The organism is Bradyrhizobium sp. WSM2254, assembly GCF_000472645.1.
Taxonomy (GTDB): domain Bacteria; phylum Pseudomonadota; class Alphaproteobacteria; order Rhizobiales; family Xanthobacteraceae; genus Bradyrhizobium; species Bradyrhizobium niftali.
In genome coordinates this window covers 178794-194961 of sequence record NZ_KI421445.1, presented here as the reverse complement: position 1 = coordinate 194961, position 16168 = coordinate 178794, and the positions used below count along the sequence as shown (strand labels likewise).

Here is a 16168-nt window from a genome sequence, read left to right as displayed (position 1 = left end):
AACATGCGCAAGGCAATGATTGTTTGGGGCGGCTGGCCGGGACACGATCCGGATCTCTGTGCCTCGATGATCCGCGGCTGGCTGAAGGCGGAAGGCTTCGAGGTGCGGATCGAAACCACGACGGCGGCGTTCGCCGATCCCGCGATTCACGATCTGTCGCTGATCATCCCGATCTACACCATGTCGAAGATCGAGAAGGCGGAAGCGCTCAATCTCTGCGCGGCGGTGCGCGACGGCGTCGGGCTCGCCGGCCATCACGGCGGCATGTGCGACGCGTTCCGCGATTCCGTCGACTACCAGTTCCTGTGCGGCGGGCAGTGGGTCGCGCATCCCGGCAACATCATCGACTACAAGGTCGACTTGACGAAGCCGGATGACCCCATCATGAAGGGTCTGAAGAGTTTCGAGCATCGTTCAGAGCAGTATTACATGCATGTCGACCCCGCCAACGAGGTGTTGGCGACGACGACCTTCACCGGCGAGCACGCGCCCTGGATCGAGGGCGTGGTCATGCCCGTGGTGTGGAAGAAGCGCTACGGCGCGGGCAGGGTCTTCTACTCCTCGCTCGGCCACCGCGCCTACGAGCTCGACGTCCCGGAGATCCGGACGATGATGACCCGCGGCATGCTGTGGGCGGCGCGCGAATGACAGGCGGCGCGGCGCAGCCGGTGCTTCGCGCCACGCTCGAGGATGTCGCGCGCGCGGCGGGCGTTTCGCTCGCCACCGTCGACCGCGTCGTCAACCGGCGCGAGGGCGTGCGCGCCAAGACGGTCGCGCGCGTCGAGGCCGCGGTGGCAAAGCTCGGCTATCGTGCCGATGTCGCGGCCGCGCGGCTCGCCCGCGGCCAGACGTTCCGCTTCGCGTTCGTGCTGCCGACCGGCAGCAACAGCTTCATGACCAACCTGACCGAGCAGGTCCAGCGCGCCGCGGACTGGCTCGCCGGCCAGCGCGGCTTCATCGACATCCTCCATGTCGACGTGTTCGATCCGGACGTGCTGGCCAGTGCGCTGGAAAACCTGTCGCCGGCCTATCAGGGCGTCGCCGTCATCGCGCTCGACCATCCGAGGGTGCGCGCCGCGATCGACGAACTCACAGGCCGCGGGGTCGCCGTGGTGACCCTCGTGTCGGACGCGCCGAGCTCGCGCCGCCTGCACTATGTCGGTATCGACAACCCGGCCGCGGGGCGGACCGCGGCCACCCTGATGGGACGTTTCCTGGCCGGCCGCGAGGGAGCGGTCGCCGTGATCGCGGGATCGCTGTCGCTGCGCGATCATACCGAGCGGCAGTTCGGGTTTTACCAGATCCTGTCCAGCGAGTATCCGGATTTGCGCGCGCTGCCGGTCATCGAGGGCCGCGACGACAGCGCACGCACGCGGAAGCTCACAGCTTCGCTCCTCGCGCGCCATGCCGATCTCCGCGGCATCTATTGCTGCGGCGCAGGGAACCGCGGCATCGCCGATGCGCTCGAGGCCTCGGGCCGCGCGCGCGAAGTGGTCTGGATCACCCATGAGCTGACCCAGCACACGCGGCGCTTCTTGGTCCGCGGCACGCTCGATGCGATCATCAACCAGGACCCCGGCCACGAGGCGCGGTCTGCGGCGCGAGTCCTGCTCGCGCATTGCTCGGGCGAGCCCATCAGCCCCGACCAGGAACGCATTCGCATCGACATTTTTCTGCGGGACAATCTGCCGTAACTCCCGGGCGGTTCAGCCTCCGCCTTGCCAGCCGGCGGTCGCGGAGACGGCGCGCGCGTGGGCGCTCAGGGCCGTCGCTGTCGGACCCTTCAGGTCATCGTCGAGAATACCGATGGGTCCCATCATCGTGATGGCTGCGATCATGAACCCGGCCTGGTCGAAGATCGGTGCGGACAGGGAGGTGAAGTTCGGCAGAAGGGCGTCGCGACAACGGCTGATGCCATCGCGCCGGATTGTGTCCATCATCTCCTCCACCTCGGCCTTGGTGGTTGGCGCGTCATCCACCCGCGTCTCGCGCGATCGTTCCTCCTTGAGCTCCTGATCCAGCATTTCGCCCGTCAGCGAGCGCGGCAGATGTGCAAGGAAGTTTCGCCCGAGCGCAGACCGCAGCAGGCTCAGGACGCTTCCGACACGCAGCTCGATGATGGGCCGGCTGGCTCCGCCCTCGACGCGATAGATGATGGTCGGGCCGCGATTGCCCCACACGCCGAGAAATACGGTGTGGCCGATCGTCGTTGCGAGTTCGGTCATGGCCGGCCGCGCGACGGCGAAGACGTCGAATTGCTCGATGGCCGCCATGCCGAGCTTCAATGCGTAGGGGCCTAGGGCATAGCAGCCGGTGTCGCTCTCCTGCCGGACGATGCCCACCGCCTGAAAGCTCACGAGATAATAGTGGACGTTGGCCGCGGACATTCCGGTGTTGGCGGCGATCATCTTCAGCGGCACGGGCCGCATTTCGGTCCTGAGGTAGTCGAGGATCTTGAAGCCGATCTCGATCGACTGAATGCCGCGCCGTCCGGGCCGTTCGGGCTTGCTGATTTTGCCGGGTTTGGCTCCTCGTGCGGATGCAGGCGCCGGATCCGGCGGGCGGGGTCGGCGCGGCTTCTTCACTGAAAATCCTTATAGATCAGGGTGTTATGGCGGGTGTCGTGCTGTCGCATTATTGGGCGCGTCGCGCCGGATATTCAAGCTTACCGTATTTGACGACATCATATGTATATGACTAAATAAAATTGCCTGAAGCGGGGCTGGGTCTGGCCGCGGGCGCAAACAGGGGAATGACGATGGATGCACGAGCGACGGCGGTACCCGCCGACCAGAATCTGACGCGCAGCGAGGAGCGGCAGGTCGTTCTCGCCTCGACCCTCGGCACCGTGTTCGAGTGGTACGACTTCTTCATCTACGGCTCGCTGGCCGTGTTCATGAGCTCGGTATTGTTTCCGCCGGACAACCCGACCGCCGCCGTGCTTGCTTCGCTCGGTGCTCTTGCGGCCGGCTTCGTGATCCGGCCGATCGGCGCAGTGGTCTTCGGCCGCATCGGCGATCTGGTCGGTCGAAAATATACCTTCCTCATCACCATCGTGATGATGGGAGGCGGCACGGCCTTGATCGGCTTCCTGCCCACCTATGCCAGCGTGGGTCACGCTGCATGGATTTCGCTGGTCATGCTGCGATTGATCCAGGGCCTCGCGGTCGGCGGCGAATATGGCGGCGCCGTCATCTACGTTGCGGAACACTCGCGCCCGGATCGGCGCGGGCTTCTGACCGGCTGGATCCAGATCACATCGTCGGTCGGGCTGGCGCTCTCCATCGCGGTCATCATCGGGACGCAGAGCGCCATGAGCGAGGCCGATTTCAAGGCCTGGGGATGGCGCGCTCCGTTCATCATCTCGATCGCGATGCTGGCGTTCTCGATCTACGTCCGAGCCAGGCTGCACGAATCGCCCGTCTTCGCGCGTCTCAAGGCGGAGCGCCGCCTGTCCAGGAGCCCGGTCAGAGACACCTTCGCCCGGTGGTCCAGCCTTCGCCTGGTGTTGATCGCGCTGTTCGGCGTGACCGCGGGGATGGGGTCAACCTACTTCACCGGCCAGTTCTACGTGATGATCTTCATGCAGCAGATCGCAAGGATCGACCTGCAAACATCCTACACCCTGATGGCCATCGGCCTCGTCATCGGTGCTCCCGCGTTCGTCTTCTTCGGCTGGCTGTCCGATCGGGTTGGACGCAAATGGTTGATGATGACGGGGCTCGTGCTGTCGGCGTTGTGCTACCGGCCGATGTTTTCGTCGCTGCTGGAGGCTGCAAATCCGCAGCTCGTGGCTGCGACGCGCAGCGCGCCGGTGATAGTGCATGCGGACACCACCAGCGAAGCGTGCAAGTTCGGCCTTGTGGCCGCGCTGCTGAGCTCGCACGGCGATCATGGCAAGCCCTGCGTCCAGGCCAAGAAGCTGCTGATCGGAAGCGGCATCAACTTCAGCTATGCCGCTCCGGTCGACGGCCAGGCCGTATCCATGACGGTCAATGGCAAAACGATTTCCGGATACGATGCGGCGGCTTATCGCAAGGCCTTGTCCGAGGCGGGTTACCCCGCCAAGGCGGATCCCGCAAAGGTGTCGTCGGCCTACATCGTCTTTCTGCTGGTCGTCATGACCGTCATCGTCGCGATGGTCTATGGGCCGGTGGCGTCGTTCCTGGTCGAGGTGTTCCCGGCGAACATCCGATACACGGCGCTTTCGTTTCCCTACCACATCGGCGCCGGCATCTTCGGTGGCTTCCTGCCGTTCTTTGCGACCTATCTTTCGCTCGCGGTCGGCGACGTGTTTGCGGGGCTGTGGTATCCGGTCGTCATTTGCACGGTCGTTGCCGTGGTCGGATCGATCATGCTGCCGAACCGGCCGCAAATCGAGACTGATCACTGAGTGTGACATGCTGGCGGGCCGCAGTAGCGGCCCGCTCTCCGTTTCCGTGCCCGGGATGACGTTATGGATATCAATCGACCGAATACGTACAAGGCGGCCGTCGTTCAGGCCGCGTCAGATCCGACAAGCTCGCTGGCGTCGGCACAAAAGGCGGCGGCCCTGATCGAGAAGGCCGCCGACGCCGGCGCCAGGCTGGTCGTTTTCCCTGAAGCCTTCATCGGCGGCTATCCCAAGGGAAATTCGTTCGGCGCTCCCGTCGGCATGCGCAAGCCCGAAGGACGTGAGGCGTTCCGTTTGTATTGGGAGGCGGCGATCGATCTCGATGGCGCGGAGGTCGAGACGATCGCCGCGGCAGCGGCCGCAACCGGTGCCTTCACGGTCATCGGCTGCATCGAGCGAGAGCAGGGCACGCTCTACTGCACGGCGCTGTTCTTCGACGGGGCTCGTGGGCTCGTCGGCAAGCACCGCAAGCTAATGCCGACCGCGGGCGAGCGGCTGATCTGGGGTTTCGGCGACGGCTCGACCATGCCGGTGTTCGAGACCTCGCTCGGCAATATCGGCGCGGTGATCTGCTGGGAGAACTACATGCCGATGCTGCGCATGCACATGTACAGCCAGGGCATCAGCATCTACTGCGCTCCAACCGCGGATGATCGCGACACCTGGCTTCCGACCATGCAGCATATCGCCCTGGAAGGACGGTGCTTCGTCCTGACGGCCTGTCAGCATCTCAAGCGCGGCGCCTTCCCGGCGGACTACGAGTGCGCGCTGGGTGCCGATCCCGAGACCGTGCTCATGCGCGGCGGCAGCGCCATCGTCAATCCGCTTGGCAAGGTGCTGGCGGGGCCATGCTTCGAGGGTGAGACCATCCTGTATGCCGACATTGCGCTCGATGACGTGACGCGCGGCAAGTTTGATTTCGACGCCGCGGGGCACTATTCCCGTCCGGACGTTTTCCAGCTCGTCGTCGACGATCGACCGAAGCGGGCAGTATCAACCGTCAGCGCCGATCGCGCGCGCAATTGAGGGACCGATGCTCTTCGATATGGGCCAGCTTCCGGCGGATATCCGCTACAAGATTCTCACCGCGACCGTTACGCCGCGCCCCATCGCGTGGGTAACGACCCGCTCCCGGGACGGTGCCGCCAATGCCGCGCCCTTCAGCTTCTTCAACGTCCTCGGGCATGAACCGCCGACGGTCGTGCTCGGCCTGCTGCGCCATCCGAACAAGGGCTTGAAAGACACGGCGCAGAATATCGTCGAGACGCGTGAGTTCGTCGCTCACCTGGTGTCGCACCAGATGGCTGAAGCCATGAACGCGACGGCCGTCGATGCTCCGGCCGGCGTCGACGAGATGGAGATTGCGGGGCTTCAAACACTGCCTTCGCAGATGGTTGCGCCACCGCTCATCAAGGGGTGCCCGGTGGCGTTCGAATGTCGCTCTCTCTCGGTTCAGGAGACCGGGCCCCGGCAGATCGCGGTGATCGGCGAGATCGTCTGCGCTCATGTGGCGGAGCAGTTCGTGATCGATGCACAGCGAGGCTATATCGATACGGTCGGCCTCGACCTCATCGCCCGCATGCACGGGTCGGGCTGGTATGCGCGGCCTCGCGATCTCTTCCAGCTGGTGCGGCCGGCGCCGATCGAGTAGGGCGGCCGGCGCCGGGGCCTCCGGGTCGCCCCATGCGGCCGATTGACATCCAATTATTACATGTCTAAAAATATGCAAATTCATATAATTCGTGAGATGCCTGAATGGACGCGCATCCGCTCAAGCTCAAGGTCAGGTCGTATGCCGCGGAGACGCCGTTCATACGGAGCCTTGTGTTTGACGTGGAGGACGGCCCCGTGCCGCGATGGCAGGCAGGCGCCCATGTTCGCGTGGCGCTCCCGAACGGAGGTGACCGGCCGTACTCGCTGATGGCCTTGCCGGGCCTCCCTGAGGGTACGCTGGCGCTCGGGGTGCTGCGCGAGGAGGCCTCGACCGGCGGCTCGCAGTTCATGCATGCGCTGAAGATCGGCGATGTCGTGAGGGCAAGCGAGCCGGTGAACAATTTTCATCTGCACGAGGGGCCGGCGCCCGCGCTGCTGTTTGCCGGCGGCATCGGTGTCACGCCGATCCTGTCGATGGCGGCAGAGCTCACCGCCCGCGCAAGTCCGTTTCGCCTGCACTACGCGGGCCGTACGCAAGGACTTTTGGCGTTCCTGCCGCATCTGCGGGACATTTGCACCAAGGGCCTGTCCGTTCACTACGATAGCGACGAGTCCCGTCTGGATATTGTTGCGGCGCTCAGGGAAGCGGCCGCAAACTCCCACATCTACGTCTGCGGTCCTGCGGGGATGATCGACGCGGTGAAGGCGGCCGCGCTTGCCGGGGGCGTCCCGGCGGACTGCATCCACTACGAACTCTTCAAGGCGGAGCAGCCGTCCTCACCCGACCTGCCGTTTGAGGTCGAGATCAGATCGACCGGACAGGTCGTCGGCGTCGCAGCCGGCCAGACCATCATCCAGGCGCTGGAGGCGGCGGGCCTCGACGTGCTTTATGACTGCCAGCGCGGCGATTGCGGCATCTGCCAGTGCGGCGTGGTCGAAGGGGTGCCCGACCATCGCGACGTCATCCTCAGCGACGACGAGAAGGCCTCCAACAAGGTCATGCAGATCTGCGTGTCGCGCGCGAAGTCGGAACGTCTGGTACTGGATTTGTGAGGGAGGCGAGGGACGCCATGGCGAAATACGGAAGGGATGCCCACGCGATTGCCGCGCTGGTGCGCGAGGCCGAGGTTCATCGCGACGTCTATGTCGACCCCGAGATCTTCGAGCTCGAGATGGAGCATCTGTTCCCGAACAGCTGGGTCTATGTCGGGCATGCCAGCCAGTTGGCGAAGCCCGGCGATTTCATCACCGCCAATATCGGCCGGCAGCCGGTGCTGGCAAGCCGCCATACCGACGGCTCCATCCACGTGTTCTACAATCGTTGCCCGCACAAGGGCACGAAGCTCGCCTCCGAGCCCTGCGGCAACACCGGAAAGTTCTTCCGCTGTCCCTATCACGCCTGGTCTTTCAAGACTGACGGCTCGCTGCTCGCGATCCCCCTGAAGAAAGGCTACGAGGGCACCGGCTTCGGCGATACCCAGGCGAATGAGGGGCTGTCCAGGGTCAAGAACGTCGTCATCCATCGCGACTTCATCTTCGCACGGCTGAGCGACAGCGGCGTGTCCTTCGAGGACTATTTCGGCGAGAGCCTTTCGACAATCGACAACATGGTCGACCGCTCGCCGGAAGGGAAGCTCGCCGTCATGGCGACGCCGATCCGCTACATGCACACCTGCAACTGGAAGATGCTGGTCGAGAACCAGACCGACACCTGCCATCCGATGGTGGCGCATGAGAGTTCGGCCGGCACCGCGGTCAAGGTCTGGAAGCGCGAGCAGGGCGATTCCACGGAGACGCCCATGGCGGTGCAGCTCTACGGTCCCTTCATGAGCCCGTACGAGTTCTACGAGCAGAGCGGCATCAGGATCTGGCCGAACGGCCACGGCCATACCGGCGTCGCCAACTCTATCCATTCGAACTACTCGGATATCCCGGGCTATCTCGACCAGATGGTCGCGGCCTATGGCGAGAAGCGGGCGCACGAGATCCTTGGCGAGGTCAGGCACAACACCGTCTATTTCCCCAACATCATGGTCAAGGGCGCCGTCCAGATCCTGCGCAACTTCATCCCGATCGCGGTCGACAGGACGCTGGTCGAGAGCTGGGTCTATCGCCTGGTCGGCGCGCCCGACAAGCTCTACGAGCGGGCACTGATGTACAACCGCTTCATCAACGCGCCGACCTCGATCGTCGGACACGACGACCTCGAAATGTATGAGCGGGCGCAGGAAGGCCTGAAGTCCAACGGCAATCAATGGGTCAATCTGCAGCGGCTCTACGAGAGCGATGAAGAGCAGGACGTCACGGCCGTGATCAACGGCACCTCCGAGCGCCAGATGCGCAACCAGTTCCACGCCTGGGCGAAATTCATGACCATGGACATGGACAAGCGCGTCGAGGCCGCGGAATGATCACCGAGAAGACGATTGCCGACTTCATCTATCGCGAGGCCGATCTGCTCGATACGATGCAATGGCAGGCCTGGCTCGATCTGTTTCACCCCGAAGGGCGCTACTGGATGCCACTGGAATGGCAACAGCAGGATCCGGTGCTCCAGCCTTCGTTGATGTACGAGGACCTGCTGCTCCTGAAGGTGCGGGTCGAGCGGCTCGCCGGCGAGCGCACCTTCAGCCAGAAGCCGAAGAGCCGTTGCCATCATCTTTTGCAGGCGCCGCAGATCGTGGCGTGCGACACGGCTGCCGGCGTGTTCAAGGCGCGGACGTCTTACATCTACACCGAGACGCGCGGTGACATGCTGGAGCGCTATTCGGGATGGGCCTCGCACGATCTCGTTCAGGTCGGCGATGCCCTGAAGATCAAGCTCAAGCGCGTCGATCTCGTCAATTTCGACGCGCCGTTCGGCAACATCCAGCTCTTCATGTGAGACGAATTTGACCGCTGCGACCACAGTCTACGCCCGCTTTCGCGAGACCGCGCTTCGCCGCGGCGAGGCGGGCTTCCTCAACGTGCTGCCGGAGACGGCTGGCATCTACGGCATCGCGGCGGAGGAGATCTCCTATCGCGCCATGCTCGATCGCGTCGAGCGCTGGCGCGCCGCGTTCGCAAGCTGCGGCTATGGCGAAGGCCACCGGGTCGGGCTGCTGCTTCAGAACAGGCCGGTGTTCGTCGAGCTGTGGTTCGCGCTCAACGCCCTCGGCGTCTCCGTGGTGCCGATCAATCCGGATCTGCGGTTGAGCGAGCTCGAATACATCATCGCGCATTCCGAGATGAACGCGGCGTTCGTCCTCGCCGAGCGGCGCGACGAGGTGGAGACGGCGGCGCGCCAGGCCGGCCGGCCGATCCCCGTCGTGACCAGCGAGGACGATGTGCCCGCGCCATTCGGCGGCTTGCGGCAGGCGAGCACGGGGGACGGCGCGACCGAATGCGCGCTGCTCTATACGTCGGGGACGACCGGGCAGCCCAAGGGCTGCGTGCTCACCAACACCTATTTCCTGCATTCCGGAAACTGGTATCGCGACGTCGGCGGACTGATCGCTCTCAAGCCGGATGGCGAGCGCATGATCACGCCGCTGCCGCTGTTCCACATGAACGCGATGGCGGTGTCGCTGATGGCGATGCTGTCGGTCGGCGGCAGCCTGACCATGCTCGATCGCTTCCATCCGCGCAGCTGGTGGGCTTCCGTGCGCGACAGTCGCGCCACCTGCCTGCATTATCTCGGCGTCATGCCCTCGATGCTGATGAGCGCGCCGCCGTCCGGGCAGGACCGCGCGCACACCGTGCGCTTCGGCTTCGGCGCCGGCGTCGACAAGCAGCTGCACGCGCCGTTCGAGCAACGCTTCGGCTTCCCGCTGCTGGAGGCCTGGGCGATGACCGAGACGGGCAGCGGCGGCGTCATCGCCGCCAATGTCGAGCCGCGCAAGATCGGCACCAGCTGCTTCGGACGGCCCGCACCCGAGGTCGACGTTCGTATCGTCGACGACAGCGGCAATGACGCCCCAAGCGGGACGCCGGGCGAGCTGCTGGTGCGGCGGGCAGGCGCCGATCCGCGCTACGGCTTTTTCCGCGAGTATCTGAAGAACCCGCAGGCGACCGCCGAGGCATGGGACGGCGGCTGGCTGCACACCGGCGATATCGTGTCGCGCGATGCGGATGGCGATCTTCATTTCGTCGACCGCAAGAAGAACGTGATCCGCCGTTCCGGCGAGAACATTGCCGCGGTCGAGGTCGAGTCGGTCCTCAACCGCCATCCCGCGATCCGGCAGGCCGCGGTTGCGGCGACGCCCGATCAGGTGCGCGGCGACGAGGTTGCGGCGGTCATCATCGCTGAGGAGGCCGGCGCCGGCCGCGCGCTCGCCGAAGACATCGTCTGCTGGAGCCTGGAGCAGATGGCCTATTACAAGGCGCCGGGCTGGATCTGTTTCGTCGACAGCCTGCCGCTGACCGCAACCGAGAAGATCCAGCGCGGCGGGCTGAAGGATTTTGTCGCAAGGCTGATGCGCGATGGCGCGTTCTTCGATCTGCGCGACCTCAAGAAGCGGCAGGTTTGATCATGGGCGAGATTCGCACGACACTCATCACCGGCGGCAATTCCGGGATCGGCGAGGCGCTGGCGAGAAAGCTCCTCGAGCGCGGGCAGCGCGTGGTCTCGGTCGGGCTGGAGAAGCCGGACTGGACCCATGATCTGCTCGCGGCCTATCGCGCCGACCTGACCAATCTCGAGGAGACGCGCGCGGTCGCGCAGGAGATCGGCCGGGATCACGCCATCGATTGCCTCGTGCACAATGCGGGCGTCATCCTGCCGAACCTGCTGCCCGATGCGAAGCCGGAAGACATTCTGATGCTGGCGCAATTGCACCTGGGCGCGCCGATGCTGCTGACCCAGGCGGCGCTGGAGGGGATGCGGTCGCGCCGCTTCGGGCGCATCGTGTTCGTCTCTTCGCGCGCCGCGATGGGCGCGGCGACGCGCTCGGCCTATTCGGCCACCAAGGCCGGCGTGCACGGCATGGCGCGGACCTGGGCACTGGAGCTTGCCGCGAGCGGCATCACCGTGAACGTGGTCGCGCCGGGGCCGATCCTGACCGACAATTTCTGGGGCGTCATCCCCAAGGGCTCCGAGCAGCAGGAGCGGATGGCGCGCAACGTCCCGGTCGGGCGGCTCGGCTCGCGCGAGGATGTCGCGCACGCGATCAGTTTCTTCCTCGACGAGCGCTCGGACTTCGTCACCGGCCAGGTGCTCTATGTCTGCGGCGGCACCAGCCTCGTCGGGCTCGGTCCCTGACGCGCCCTAGATCTGGTTCTGGCGGATGTTCTCGACCATCCTGGCCAGCACGCGCGCGCAGACCTCGATGTCATCAGGATCGATGCCTTCGATCAGCTTGTCGTAGTTGTCCGCCATGACCGGCCAGATCTTGCGCAGCAGCGCCTCGCCGTCCGGCGTCAAACCCACGACGCGGCGGCGCTGGTCTTCCTCCGCGATCTCGCGCTTGACGAGGCCTGACGACACCATGGACTCGACCATGCGGCTCGCCGTCGACTGCTCGGTCACCGCGAGCACGGCGATCTCGTTGACGGTGAGGGTCTTGTAGATGAACAGGACCGACAGCGTCCGGAACACGACATTGTTGACGCCGTGTTCGCTGAGGTCGCGGTTCTGGTCGAGGTTCCAGCGATTGGCGAGCCGGTTGAACAGATACGGGATGTAGGTTTGCAGCTGGTCCCTGGTCCTCGGCGGACCCGACTTCCATCTGCTCTTGGATTCTCTGGCCATTATCTCTTGCGACTTTGCTTCTTGCTCTCGGTACGAAGTTTTGACGAGAGCGATTTCAACACGGACAGGGCGATGTCCAGCTCCTGGGCCGAAAGGTTCTCGAGCCGTTTGCCGAGATGCTTCTTGTGGACGTCGGCAGCCTTCCTGAACAGCGCTTCGCCCTTCGGCGTCAGGCGCACGATGAAGGAGCGCCGGTCCTCGCTCGACATCTCCCTGCTGATGAGGTCGTCGGCGAGAAGACGTTGCACGAGGCCCGAGACATTGCCGCCGGTCACTTTGAGGTTTTGCGACAGCTGCCCGAGCGCAAGTCCGTCCCTGTAGCGATCGAGCAGGGCCAGCACGTCGAATTTTGCGAGCGACAGGCCGAACTCGGAGTTCAGCATCGAATTCAGCGAGGCGAACAGCTCGCCATGCAGCGACAGCAATTGAAGCCAGAGCCGGGTCTCGATCTGCCCAGGGACGGGAACAATGTTCTCTTTGAGTGCTGCCGGCATCGCATGACCATCGAGTACAGAATGTCTCGTCGATTGGGGTGAATTATCGCGGGTCTTTCGCTCCGATTAGCAACCTGAGAATCGTAGTCAAGATTGATCCTGACGTCCTGCGAGGCGAACGGCAATCCAATCCTGCGTCCCGCTCCGATGGAATCATGCAAAAGTCTTGATGGTCTGGATCACGCCGTCGAGCTCCTTGCCGGCGCTGTCCTTGAGCGCCGCCTCGCGCAGGCGGCGCGCCCAGTCGGCGGCATCCTCGCGTCGCTCCACCAGCTTGATGGCCGCCAGCGTCTTGTCGAATTTCGACAGCCCCCGGCTGTGGGTATCGGAATAGCCTTTCACGAGGCGGCGGCATTGCAGGATCTCGACACCGAGCTGGTAGTTGGTGCCGACCGCGTCGGTCGCGGCCTTGAGCCATCCGTCCCGGTGAGTCGTCTCGATGGCGTGACGCAGCGAGCGGCGGCGCAGGCCGCGCAGGCCGGCCACGACATAAAGCGTCAGGAACCACGGCAGCGAGTAGGTCCGCACCCGGCGCCCCCGGTTGACGCGGCGATCGAGCCAGCCGAGCAGGCGAGGCTGTCCGCCAAGCCAGCGGCTGAAGCCCGCGGGCAGCACGCCCATGACCTCCTCCATGCGCGGATGCATGAATTCGGTGGTCTGGAGCAGCTGTCCTTCCGACATCTCGAGCTCGTTCTCGATGCGCGCGCGGCGACCGGCGCGCGTCTTGAGGTCAGCGACGCGGATGACGTCGTCATAGGTCATGGCGTTGGCGAGGTACTTTGCCGCGGCTTCCGTGAAGGCATAGGCCCGCGCGCCACCGCCGGCGTTCCGGTCGGCCGTGTGCAGCGTCCTGAGAATGTCGAGATACTCGGTGCCATAGGCGACGTCCTGGAAGTCGACCACCTTCTTCAGGCCGGCGCGGGCCATGGTGAGCGCGGGCTCGGGCAGCTCCTGCTTCAGCCTTGCGACGAGCGCGGTGAGATCCGGATCGGGCGTTGCGGGAGAGGGGAGATTGCCAGCCTGTTTCGGTTGCGGCGGCGCCGCAACGTCGGCAGCGCCGGTCTTGACCCGGTCGAAGGCGGCCTCAAACGTCCCGACGCTGGCCTTCGCGCCTTTCCCGCCCGCGCGGATCACGTCGAGATAGCTGTCGCGGCTGAAGGGCAGCACGCCGGCCGCGGCGAGCGCGCCGAACATCGCGGCCGAGATGACGCTGCCATGCGCGATCGCCAGCGCGTTCAGGTCGAAGATGATCTCGGTCTTGGCGGCGATCCCGATGGCGCCGGTGACGGCGCCACCGTCGGCGATGCCGTTGCCCGGCGCGATCTTCTCGCCGATCGCAAAGGACCGGTGGTTGGAGGCGATCAGCGTGGTGCGGTCCGGCGTCACAAGGCCGCGCAGGATGGATCGGCCGGCCTCCATGAACTCCGCCGCCATCACCACGTCGACGTCGCCGGGCGTCGGCATCAGCGACAGGATCGGCTTGCGGCCGTCGAGCGGCGGCATCGCCTCGATATAGTAGATCGTGGCGCCGGTGCGCTGTGCGACGCCGGGCACCGAGGTCGACTGCGCGACCCAGCCATGGTTCTCGGCAAGCTGCACGATCCAGTCGGTCAGGACGCCGCCGCCCTGGCCGCCCATCGCGACGATCGCGATCGAGATCGGCCGCTCGGTTGCCTCGCCCGCGGCGGGGAGGGCCAGCCGGATCGTCTCGTCCCTCATGCCAGTGCCTCGAGTGCCGGGCGCCGGCGATCACGCCGCCGTTGCAGCCAGCCGATCACGGCCATGGCGACCCTGGATTTGAAAATGTCCCAGCGGGTCGGATTGTGAATGACGTCGGCGCGGTAGAACGAGGGGCAGAGCACGGCGGCCTCGGCGACCTCGCCGCAATTGCCGCAGCCGACGCAGGTATTGTCGATCGCCGCGACGGGATCGTCGCGCAAGGGATCGTCGAGCTGTTTCACCGACAGCGACGGGCAGCCGGAGAGGCGGATGCAGGCATGGTCGCCGGTGCACACGTCCTCGTCGACGCCGAAGCGCTCCTTGACGATGCGCACCCCGTCCTTGATGGCCTTGTTGATCTGCGGCTTCACGCGGCGCTGCTTGTTCAGCATGCATTCGGAGGACGCAACGATGACCTTGGGGCCTTCGTCCTTGGTCGTCAGCGCTTCCTTCAGCGTGTCGCGCATCTTGCCGACGTCATAGGTGCGGTCGAGCTGACGCACCCACTGGCCGCCGATGCCCTTGACGGCTTTGACGATCGAATTGTTGGTGTCTCGCCGCTTGTTGATCGCACGCGACGACAGGATGTCCTGACCGCCGGTCGCCGAGGTGTAGAAATTGTCCACGATGACGAACACGCCGTCATGCTTGTTGAACACGGCATTGCCAATGCCGCTGGTCAGTCCGTTGTGCCAGAAGCCGCCGTCGCCCATCACCGCGATCGAGCGCTTGTCGGCCTTGACGTTGAAGGCCGAGGTCGAGGCCGGGCCGAGGCCGAAGCCCATGGTGGTCGCGCCAATGTTGAAGGGCGGCAGGATCGAGAACAGGTGACAGCCGATGTCGGCCGAGACGTGATGCTGGCCGAGCTCTTCCTCGACCAGCTTCATGGCGGCGAAGATCGGTCGCTCCGGACAGCCGGTGCAGAGCCCGGGCGGACGCGCCGGCACGACCTGCTTGAGCTTATCGATCGCGGGGTGATTGAGCACGGGCGCTGCGTCCGGCGCCGGCGGCCGGTTGCCGAGCAGCCGCGGCTCGGTTTTCTCCAGGAACTCCCTGACGCCGCCGAGCAGGACCTGCGCGGTGTAGTCGCCGCCCATCGGCAGCACGTCCTTGCCATGGATGCGCGCCTGGATGTCCCTGCGGCGCAGCACCGTGTTGATCGCCTGCTCCAGATATTCCGGCTGGCCCTCCTCGACGATCAGCACGGCATCCTTGTCGACGCAGAATTCCGCGACCTCGGTGTCGATCACGGGGTAGGTGACGTTCATGACGTAGAGCGGGACTTGCGTGTTGCCATAGGCATCCGACAGTCCGAGATATTGCAGCGCGCGGATGACGTTGTTGTACATCCCGCCCTGCATGATGATGCCGACCTTGCCGTGCTTCGGTCCCATCCACTCGTTCAACTTGTTGTCCCGGATGAATCCGATAGCCGCGGGCATCCGCGTCTTGATCTTCTCCTGCTCGTGCTCATAGGCCGCCGGCGGCAGCACGATGCGGCCAACGTCGCGCTTGGGATTGTTGAGCGCATCCTTGATGGTATGCGCCGGCTTGACGTTGTCCTTGCACGCGAAGCTGCCGTGCATGTGACAGGCGCGGACGCGAACCTCGAGCATCACGGGCGTGTTCGAGACCTCGGAGAGCTCAAAGCCCTTCTCGATCAGGTTGACGATGCATTCATGGTCGGGGCGCGGGTCCAGCAGCCACATCTGCGATTTCATCGCAAAGGCATGGGTGCGCTCCTGCATGATGGAGGAGCCTTCGCCATAGTCCTCGCCGACGATGATCATGGTGCCGCCGGTGACGCCGCCCGAGGCGAGATTGGCGAGCGCGTCGGAGGCAACGTTGGTGCCGACGGTCGACTTCCACGCCACCGCGCCGCGCAAGGGATACATCACCGAGGCTGACAGCATCGCCGCCGCGGCCGCCTCGTTGGCGGAGCTCTGGAACACGACGCCGAGATCGTCGAGCACGTCCTTGGCGTCGGCGAGCACGTCCATCAGATGCGAGATCGGCGAGCCCTGGTAGCCGCCGACATAGGCGACGCCCGATTGCAGCAACGCCTTGGTGATGGCGAGGATGCCTTCGCCGCGGAACGTATCGCCGTCGCCGAGCCGGAGATCCTCGACTTCGCGAGCAAAAGACCGTTCAGCCATTGCACCCTCCAGAAATATGCGTTAG

Annotated in this window: 15 protein-coding genes; 10 read left to right on the top strand and 5 right to left on the bottom strand. The window is 64.9% G+C overall.

The window, feature by feature from the left end; all coding sequences use genetic code 11:
• Positions 1-3 precede the first annotated feature (3 nt).
• Together A3M7_RS0139855 and A3M7_RS0139850 are read left to right on the top strand one after the other, a co-directional pair.
• Positions 4-648 carry a ThuA domain-containing protein gene (locus tag A3M7_RS0139855; protein WP_027548890.1) on the top strand — a complete coding sequence of 215 codons (645 nt, stop codon included), beginning with the start codon at positions 4-6 and terminating at the stop codon, positions 646-648.
• Positions 645-1694, top strand: a complete 1050-nt coding sequence (locus tag A3M7_RS0139850; RefSeq protein WP_027548889.1) for a LacI family DNA-binding transcriptional regulator — start codon at positions 645-647, stop codon at positions 1692-1694. Before A3M7_RS0139855 ends, A3M7_RS0139850 begins: the two co-directional genes overlap by 4 nt.
• Before the next feature lie 12 nt (positions 1695-1706).
• On the opposite strand, the gene A3M7_RS0139845 is transcribed toward A3M7_RS0139850, so the two are convergent.
• Positions 1707-2585, bottom strand: coding sequence for an IclR family transcriptional regulator (locus tag A3M7_RS0139845; protein WP_084302935.1), 879 nt, complete (start codon positions 2583-2585; stop codon positions 1707-1709).
• 173 nt (positions 2586-2758) lie between these two features.
• Here A3M7_RS0139845 and A3M7_RS0139840 point away from each other — a divergent pair, with 173 nt between their 5' ends.
• The 8 genes from A3M7_RS0139840 to A3M7_RS0139805 all read left to right on the top strand — a co-directional run bounded on the left by A3M7_RS0139840 (position 2759) and on the right by A3M7_RS0139805 (position 11285).
• A complete protein-coding gene (locus A3M7_RS0139840; protein WP_049824005.1) occupies positions 2759-4393 on the top strand; it encodes an MFS transporter in 1635 nt (544 codons plus the stop codon).
• Between the two features lie 63 nt (positions 4394-4456).
• Positions 4457-5419, top strand: coding sequence for a nitrilase (locus tag A3M7_RS0139835; protein WP_049823989.1), 963 nt, complete (start codon positions 4457-4459; stop codon positions 5417-5419).
• Positions 5420-5426: 7 nt separating this feature from the next.
• On the top strand, positions 5427-6044 hold the full coding sequence (locus A3M7_RS0139830) for a flavin reductase family protein (protein WP_027548885.1): 618 nt from the start codon (positions 5427-5429) through the stop codon (positions 6042-6044).
• Between the two features lie 104 nt (positions 6045-6148).
• On the top strand, positions 6149-7099 hold the full coding sequence (locus A3M7_RS0139825; protein ID WP_027548884.1) for a PDR/VanB family oxidoreductase: 951 nt from the start codon (positions 6149-6151) through the stop codon (positions 7097-7099).
• A 17-nt stretch (positions 7100-7116) separates the two neighbouring features.
• Complete coding sequence (locus A3M7_RS0139820) at positions 7117-8457, top strand: Rieske 2Fe-2S domain-containing protein (RefSeq protein ID WP_027548883.1); 1341 nt, start codon at positions 7117-7119, stop codon at positions 8455-8457.
• Positions 8454-8930, top strand: coding sequence for an aromatic-ring-hydroxylating dioxygenase subunit beta (locus tag A3M7_RS0139815; RefSeq protein WP_027548882.1), 477 nt, complete (start codon positions 8454-8456; stop codon positions 8928-8930). Before A3M7_RS0139820 ends, A3M7_RS0139815 begins: the two co-directional genes overlap by 4 nt.
• Before the next feature lie 7 nt (positions 8931-8937).
• A complete protein-coding gene (locus A3M7_RS0139810; protein ID WP_027548881.1) occupies positions 8938-10554 on the top strand; it encodes an ATP-dependent acyl-CoA ligase in 1617 nt (538 codons plus the stop codon).
• A 2-nt stretch (positions 10555-10556) separates the two neighbouring features.
• Entirely contained in the window at positions 10557-11285 is a 729-nt protein-coding gene (locus A3M7_RS0139805; RefSeq protein ID WP_027548880.1) for an SDR family NAD(P)-dependent oxidoreductase, read from the top strand.
• 6 nt (positions 11286-11291) lie between these two features.
• Here A3M7_RS0139805 and A3M7_RS0139800 read toward each other — a convergent pair whose 3' ends face one another.
• The 4 genes from A3M7_RS0139800 to A3M7_RS0139785 all read right to left on the bottom strand — a co-directional run bounded on the left by A3M7_RS0139800 (position 11292) and on the right by A3M7_RS0139785 (position 16143).
• Positions 11292-11774, bottom strand: a complete 483-nt coding sequence (locus A3M7_RS0139800) for a MarR family winged helix-turn-helix transcriptional regulator (protein ID WP_027548879.1) — start codon at positions 11772-11774, stop codon at positions 11292-11294.
• Complete coding sequence (locus A3M7_RS0139795) at positions 11774-12268, bottom strand: MarR family winged helix-turn-helix transcriptional regulator (RefSeq protein ID WP_027548878.1); 495 nt, start codon at positions 12266-12268, stop codon at positions 11774-11776. The genes A3M7_RS0139800 and A3M7_RS0139795 overlap by 1 nt, the downstream gene beginning before the upstream one ends.
• A gap of 153 nt (positions 12269-12421) precedes the next feature.
• On the bottom strand, positions 12422-13987 hold the full coding sequence (locus tag A3M7_RS0139790; protein WP_027548877.1) for an indolepyruvate oxidoreductase subunit beta family protein: 1566 nt from the start codon (positions 13985-13987) through the stop codon (positions 12422-12424).
• The gene (locus tag A3M7_RS0139785; RefSeq protein ID WP_027548876.1) at positions 13984-16143 is read right to left on the bottom strand and encodes an indolepyruvate ferredoxin oxidoreductase subunit alpha; all 2160 of its coding nucleotides are present in this window, start codon (positions 16141-16143) and stop codon (positions 13984-13986) included. Before A3M7_RS0139785 ends, A3M7_RS0139790 begins: the two co-directional genes overlap by 4 nt.
• Between the last annotated feature and the right edge of the window lie 25 nt (positions 16144-16168).